Below are 6,617 nucleotides of genomic sequence, written 5' to 3' on the forward strand. Positions count from 1 at the left end.
ACGCGCGGATCTTCCGGTGAGAACTTACCTCTTTCAAGACTACTGCGTGCCCATTCAATAAATCCCTGTTGCAGCAACAGGTCCGCTTCTGCCAGCAGTGCGTCAGGATGCAGCGCATCAACCTCAAAGGCTCGTTTCAGGATCATTAGAGCTGTTGCATACTGCCCCTGCCCGCTCAAGGTTTGCACGAGGGTAATCGCTTCCAGGAGGCTATCCGGATCGTCAAGATTCAATGCCGAGGCTGCTCCCGCAGCTGCGTCAAACTGCCCGAGCTGAACCAGCAGACTGATCAGATCTTTCGTCGTGGCAAGATCCCCGGGAATCTCGTTGGCAGCCGCCTGGGCCAACGGCAGTGCTTCGTCCAGACGCCCCAACAACATCAGAGTCGAGATCATTTCTTTGCGAACAGCCGGTTCAAACGTGTTTGCTCCGGACATGTTTTGATCAAAATATTCTCCGGCTTCCTGCGTTCGCCCACGAGCCATCAGAGCCTGAACCATCAGTCGGTTCAATTCCGGGTCACTGGAGATAAGAGCTCTGGCGTTCTTCAGAACGATCTCCGCCTTCTCGACTTTTCCGGAACGCAGGAGCATGTCGGCCAGAATCGCGGCCGTCTTGCTGTCAGCCGGATCTGTGTTCAATACCGACTCCAGCACAGGAATGGCGGCTGACTGCTCACGGGAAGCCAGCAGATGAGCATATTCGCGACGCGCATCCACGCGACTGGGCTCAAGCTTTATGCATTCACGGAATCTGGTCAGAGCCTGTTCGATTTCTCCGAGTGCCACGCTGTTTCGAGCAGACCGCAGCAAAATGTCATAGTCCGAAACGGAAGCCGCATCATCCTGGGGTTCAGAAGACTGCAGTGCATCCGCCACTCCAATGCCCTGCCGCACCTGAGGTACCTCCAGAACAAATGGGCTTATCGGCTCCAGTGAATTCAGGGACGGGGTTTCGTCGACCGAAAGCAGACCTGACAGGGCCGGATAAGTGCCCTCATCTTCAGGATCAGGCCCCTTAAGAGTTTCCATGTCCTCGTAGGCAGGTGGTATCAACTGAGGATACACAAATCCGTTCTCGTCACCATTCTCCGACTGGCTTCCGGAAAGCAGTCTGATCACTGGCGGTTTTCGTTTTAATTTTGGCTGACCGTCCGGATTCTGCCAGCCCATCCCCGAGATCTCGCGATCTGTAAAGAGCGTTGATTTGGCTCCTGGCTTCTTGTTTTTTGCATTCTTCACGGATGAAGGTGGCAAGTCAGTTTCATCGGCCACATCATTAGCTTCTGCCTCCGCAGAATCATTTCCGGAAGTTGAATTCTCCACTGCCGAGAACCTGACGATCGGCGCGGGCCTGCGAATCCCGGAAACAGCGAGATCTTCACGTCCCAGATTTCCGGCTCGATCGCGCAGCTCCACTCGAATCCGGGACACACCATCCCGCAGCGGACAATGAATGCGACAGATCCAGTGGCGACCCTCGCTTTTGAATGACGTGATTTTCGCTGCAAGCTGTTGAGGCGACTTTCCTGGCGCAGACGGCACCGAGAAAACTCGAATGCTGGCAGGGTCCGGATAACGTTCAGCAATAACGCACTCGATCTGAGCTTCATTCCACCCGGTCAGGGCCAGCGCTGGAGCACGCGAATCCACAACAACCACCAGCTCCGGACCACTCGGAATATCAATTCGCTCAATGGCTCCAGGATCGTCGTCGTATAAAGAACGAACCGCCAGACGGTATTCCCCATCCTTCACTCCGGTCAAAGAAAACATCTTTTTGGAAGCGGCCTCTTTCTTCCAGATGTTCCATCCGCCTGTCTCTCGATCCTGCAATAAAAGAACAGCTTTCAGGCTTGGCTCATTAACGGGGGCGATCTCAAACGGAATCGAAAACTGACCATTGGAAACATACTTGACCGACGGCGAGGAAGAATCCGCTTGTTGTTCCTGCCCCTTTGCCTGTACCGTGGAAACCGAGACAACACTGCAGAGCAGGCAGGTCATCAAGACAATGTTACAAATGTACGTCACGCGTTCAGCTAAACCGCGTGTCGTACATTCTTTCAGCCGTCCACTACCGGGCTCACAACAGAGCGAGGGAAACTCTTCTGCAGCAGGTCTGAGAAATGGATGTGATGTTGACATTATTAAGTTCAGGTATTTAGCGATTAAGGAAGTTGAGCATGGGGAGACGACACTAACTGTCCGGCCAGGCTTCGATACTTTAGGACCAACGAATATCTTTTATTAAGTGTGGTGTCGTGGGGGACAAACACATCATAAACGGTTCCGAGAGCTGTCTGGCGTTCGTTGCGTTTCCAGACATCCGGCTCACTGAGGAATTTCCTGCGCAGCTGCCACTGTTCGCCTTGCTGCTCATACACTTGAATTTCAATTTGACCGCTTGCCGAGATTGGTTTGTCGGAACCCGCGGCGAAAAACAGCACTTTGCCAACGAAGCCTGGAGTTTTGGAACCGTCCGGCTCTTCCTCTGAAGAGAAGGTCCACATTGTCAAAATTGTTTGAGTTACTGGAGCCGACTTCTTCGGCTTCTTCAGCAGCGGCACATTTTCATTCAGCATTGTGCACCCGCAGAGCATACTTCCACAGAGCATGAGCCACAGGAGATGTGTCAGGCCCGAGTGAATCGATGCCTTCCGAGCCGGACAAATGAGACTCCGGCAAAGGTCCGGGGTTGTTTCCGGTTCGACAGCTGACTGTGGAGCAGTGTTCATGAAGATCATCGTGGAAATCCTCCGCGCGAAGAGTTCGTGCCGGATCCTGATGACATTCGCGGAGGAATAAACTCCGGTGACGACTGGTAGTATTCAATTTCGCCCGAGCCCGAGTTGCCCGGTGGATAGGCGTTCTGATTGCCTGAAGTTTCTGTCGGCGGCATATCACCGGTCGACATTCCGCCCGACCAGGATCCGAAGGAATGTCCGGTGGCGACTCGTGGTGTCAGGAACTGATCAATGGCGGCCGAGCGATCAGTGACGGGCGAGCGGTCAGTGACGGACGCATTTTCTTCTTTCGATTTCCCCAATTTTCGTAAGGTCGGGAAGTACCAGTCATTCATCGGTTTGAAACCGGGTGCAGGAGGCTGAGCGTCGTTAAAGAGAATCTCCGGATCGGAAAGCATTTCATGAGGGCGGGGCATCACATTCGGAAGTGACATCACGTCGATTTTTGATTGTTCAATTTCCCTCTGAGAAATGCGACGCGCATCATCGTCGTTATAGATGATCTCGGGAGTCAAAAAGATCAGAAGCTCTTTGCGGCGATGGGTGTAGTATTCGTAACGAAAGAACGGACCCACGATCGGCCAGTCTCCGATGATCGGAATCTTCCGCACCGTCTCAACTTCGCCCGATGTGATCATGCCGGCGAGCACCACAGTCTGACCACTGGTGATGTTGACGGTGGCAATGGCTTCGGTAATGTCTTTGATTGGCGCTTCAATCACGTTGCCGTTGGTCGCGTCCGTGAAGATCGGAGTACCGGAACCAGGGCCGGTACGGAATTCACTTTTCTCTGCCTTCACATCCAGGAAGATAACTCCGGTGTCTGAAATCTTGGGAGTCACTTCCAGAATGATTCCGGCCTTATCCTGGCGGACAACGGGGTTGGCTGTTCCGGTAGGGCCCAAAGACACGCCGTCCACAACAGGCACCTGTGAACCCATCTGGATTGAAGCTTTGCGATTGTGAACCGTGCGAATTGTTGGTCGGCTCAGAATGTTGACTTTGCGATTCGCCTTGAGTGCTCTCAGGAGTACGCTGAGCGATTCGTTGCCAGCGGCCAGTACAAGACCACCATAACCTGCTTCCGGGTTCATACGGCCAACACTGAGATGGGACAGCGCCTGTCCCGCGAATTGGTTGGGGTTGGCGGCCGTATTGTTTCCCATCGGGACATTATTGAAATTGAATCCCGGATTGGTCATTTGATTTACGATTCGCTGTGTAGTGGTCACGATTCCGGTGGCCGGGTCAGAGATGGAGTCGGTCACTGTCAACACATCGTCCACCACGCTGCGTCGAAACAACAGACTGTCCTGTATACCCAGTTCAACGCCGAACTCGTCTGTATCAGAAAGTTCAACTTCGACCAGCATCGCCTGAATATGAACCTGAGCCGGAAGGCGATCGAGATCAGAGACAAGATCGCGAATCTTTTGCAGCGCGGGTTCTCGTCCGCGAATGATAACGCAGTTGGTTTCCGCAACGGAAACTACAGGAGCCCCGTTGCCGGCCGCACTGCCACGACCACTCGTGCCATTGGCGGCCACAGCGACGGCATTGCCCAGCATTTGCTGGAGTGATTTGACAACATCTTCAGCACTCGTGTTCTTGAGCGTAATTACTTCGCTGCGAATACTGGCGGTTTCAATATCTCCGGTTTTGATCAGTCCGAGAACCTCCTGCAGCCGCTCTCGCAGATCAGTAACCACCATGCGATTTGCGGAAGCCACAGGAATGATCTTTCCAAGTTTCGTCAGCAGAGGCTCAAGCTCGGTCGCCAGATCTCCGGCTGACGCTTCATTAATCGCGACTTCGACAGACACCAGTTCAAATCGTCCTCGGTTTTTCAGCTCCTCTTCAGTCAGTCGCTCGACCAGATGCGTGGGCACATCCTCGACGGAAACCAAAAGCATCAGCTGACCGTGACGCAGCAGAATAAACCCTTCACGGATCAGGAATCCGTTGACGATGTCAATCGCTTCCGCCACGCTGTGGCCAGCGGGATCCGTGTACGTGAAAACACCGGCGGGATTGGTCTTCATTTCCAGTGCATAGCCAGCCTCTTCGGCCAGTTTCTGCAGGACCAGAGACCACGGAGCACCAGAAAAATTGAAGACGATTCGAGCCGAGTCCGCCGCCGCACCACCTCCCGAAAAATCCTGAGCTGTGGCTGGACCTGGCTGAATGATTGATGATGCTCTTGGGGCCGGAAAAACAGCTTGAGAAATGACAGACCCCGAGAATACAGCGGCCGGGGGCTCAGGAACTTCCAGAGGTGATTGATCCTGCCAGGAGGCAGGACTCACAGTTGGACCTGGCGAACTACTGCTTCGTTCGCGTGGGGCTAATCTTCGGTCCCCAAACAACGGCTCAGCGCGATCATTCAGATCCTCGGCATCGTCTCGCAAACGCATCGCTTCAAAATTTTCGGTCGGGCTGCTGTCAAATCCTGCACTGAAGTCTGATCCAAATTCGTCTTCAGTTTGGTCTCGATGAGCTCTGCTCAAACCTCCGACATTCCCTCGTGAAGGACGAGAATTATTCCAGAACGATTCCGTGAAATCTTCTGGCTCGGCAGGGGCTGACTGCTCCGCAATATCAGCAATCCAGGCACCACCAAAACGGACCTTATCCAACGGCAGAACCATGACAGCGACCACACCCGACAGAAAGCAAGTCGCGATCAGATAATGCTGAGAAGAGTTGCCTCTTTCAGTATCTCTTTTCTTTCGTCGCTTTACTGGTGGGTCAGATGACATGTCTTGGCCGTTGATGGTTTTCCTGGTCGCGATGCCGCGAATCCAGAGACAACCTGTTGCAGCAGGAATCCCAGAGCTCGTTCGGTGAGTAGCCCTGGCAATCTATGGCAACTTGATTTCACCCAACAACGCGGATTGCCAGTGAAACGTCCCTCTGTTTGGCATTATTTTGTCGGACTGCTGATATTCGGCATATGTCACCGTTTGATGCTCCCTTCGCGTCAGGCAATCGAGTGAAAACCCTCACGGCCGAGTAAATACCAACGGTAACAATTACATGCCGTGTGCACGTGTGCACGTGTGCACGAAGCTGAATCCGAGACGCCCAGAGCATCCGAGCGGGATCACCGGCCGCGAAATAGGGAAAGCTGGGCGAGATGGTAGTGGCGGTGCGGGTTAGGGGCCATGGTGAAAATATGCCACCTGAGAGTGTTGAGTGTTTAGGTGAAATTGGCGGTTACGGGTCGTCGGGACACCTATCCTAGATAACGCTCGAAAGGCACATTCTGCATTTCCGCAATGTGACCTTCTTGCCTGAAAAACCAATCAGTCGTTGGCAACTCTGACCGGTTTCGTCTAACGCCTTTACACTAGGAAACTTTGTTATGAGTTCGAGAAAAAGTCGACGGAAGGCATGGTCAGCCCTGCTGTTGTCCGCAACATTTTCTGCCTCGCTACTATCTTTTGCAGGCACGAGCGATGGTCAGCAGACCACAAATCCACAGCAGACGCTGCAGACAACTCTGCAACGACAGCAGCAGGAGTTGGAACAACTTCTGAAACAGCATGAAATTCAACGCGAAAGTCTGAACAGGAAGATTCAGTCAACAGCAGCGACATTGCCGGTCAATCATCAGGCGATTGAAGGCCTTCATCGACAGATGACGGAAATTCATAAGCGTCAGGATAAGGAAAAACAGTCACTGGCGAAGCGGCACTTGCAGGAATCCAACTTACTCCGTTTGGGGATTCATCCGGGCGGACATCCCACAGAAGTGGAACAGGAACTCGATGAGAACGAGAATGGTGAAGTGGTGTTTGAAACTTCAGCCAGCCTGCGACTAACTGATGGTCTGGACATACGAGACGCGAATGGAGTGATTATTTCAGGA

4 protein-coding genes are annotated in these 6,617 nt (G+C 53.2%); 1 reads left to right on the plus strand and 3 read right to left on the minus strand.

The window, feature by feature from the left end; translation table 11 throughout:
* The 3 genes from Q0294_RS10100 to Q0294_RS10110 all read right to left on the minus strand — a co-directional run.
* Positions 1–2,147 (minus strand): lipopolysaccharide assembly protein LapB (locus Q0294_RS10100; RefSeq protein WP_299464273.1); only part of this gene is annotated, 2,147 nt, incomplete at its 3' end.
* 23 nt (positions 2,148–2,170) lie between these two features.
* A complete protein-coding gene (locus tag Q0294_RS10105; RefSeq protein ID WP_299464276.1) occupies positions 2,171–2,584 on the minus strand; it encodes a hypothetical protein in 414 nt (137 codons plus the stop codon).
* A 158-nt stretch (positions 2,585–2,742) separates the two neighbouring features.
* The gene (locus tag Q0294_RS10110; protein ID WP_299464279.1) at positions 2,743–5,394 is read right to left on the minus strand and encodes a secretin N-terminal domain-containing protein; all 2,652 of its coding nucleotides are present in this window, start codon (positions 5,392–5,394) and stop codon (positions 2,743–2,745) included.
* Between the two features lie 716 nt (positions 5,395–6,110).
* Between Q0294_RS10110 and Q0294_RS10115 the strand changes: the two genes are divergently transcribed.
* Positions 6,111–6,617 (plus strand): hypothetical protein (locus tag Q0294_RS10115; RefSeq protein WP_299464282.1); only part of this gene is annotated, 507 nt, incomplete at its 3' end.

Origin of the sequence: uncultured Gimesia sp., from assembly GCF_937919775.1 — a bacterium.
Lineage (GTDB): Bacteria > Planctomycetota > Planctomycetia > Planctomycetales > Planctomycetaceae > Gimesia.

Bases quoted from the DNA above. Each gene is read 5' to 3' on its own strand.
- Q0294_RS10110 (WP_299464279.1), bottom strand. From the start codon at position 5,394: ATGGTTCTGCCGTTGGATAAGGTCCGTTTTGGTGGTGCCTGGATTGCT.
- Q0294_RS10105 (WP_299464276.1), bottom strand. From the start codon at position 2,584: ATGCTGAATGAAAATGTGCCGCTGCTGAAGAAGCCGAAGAAGTCGGCT.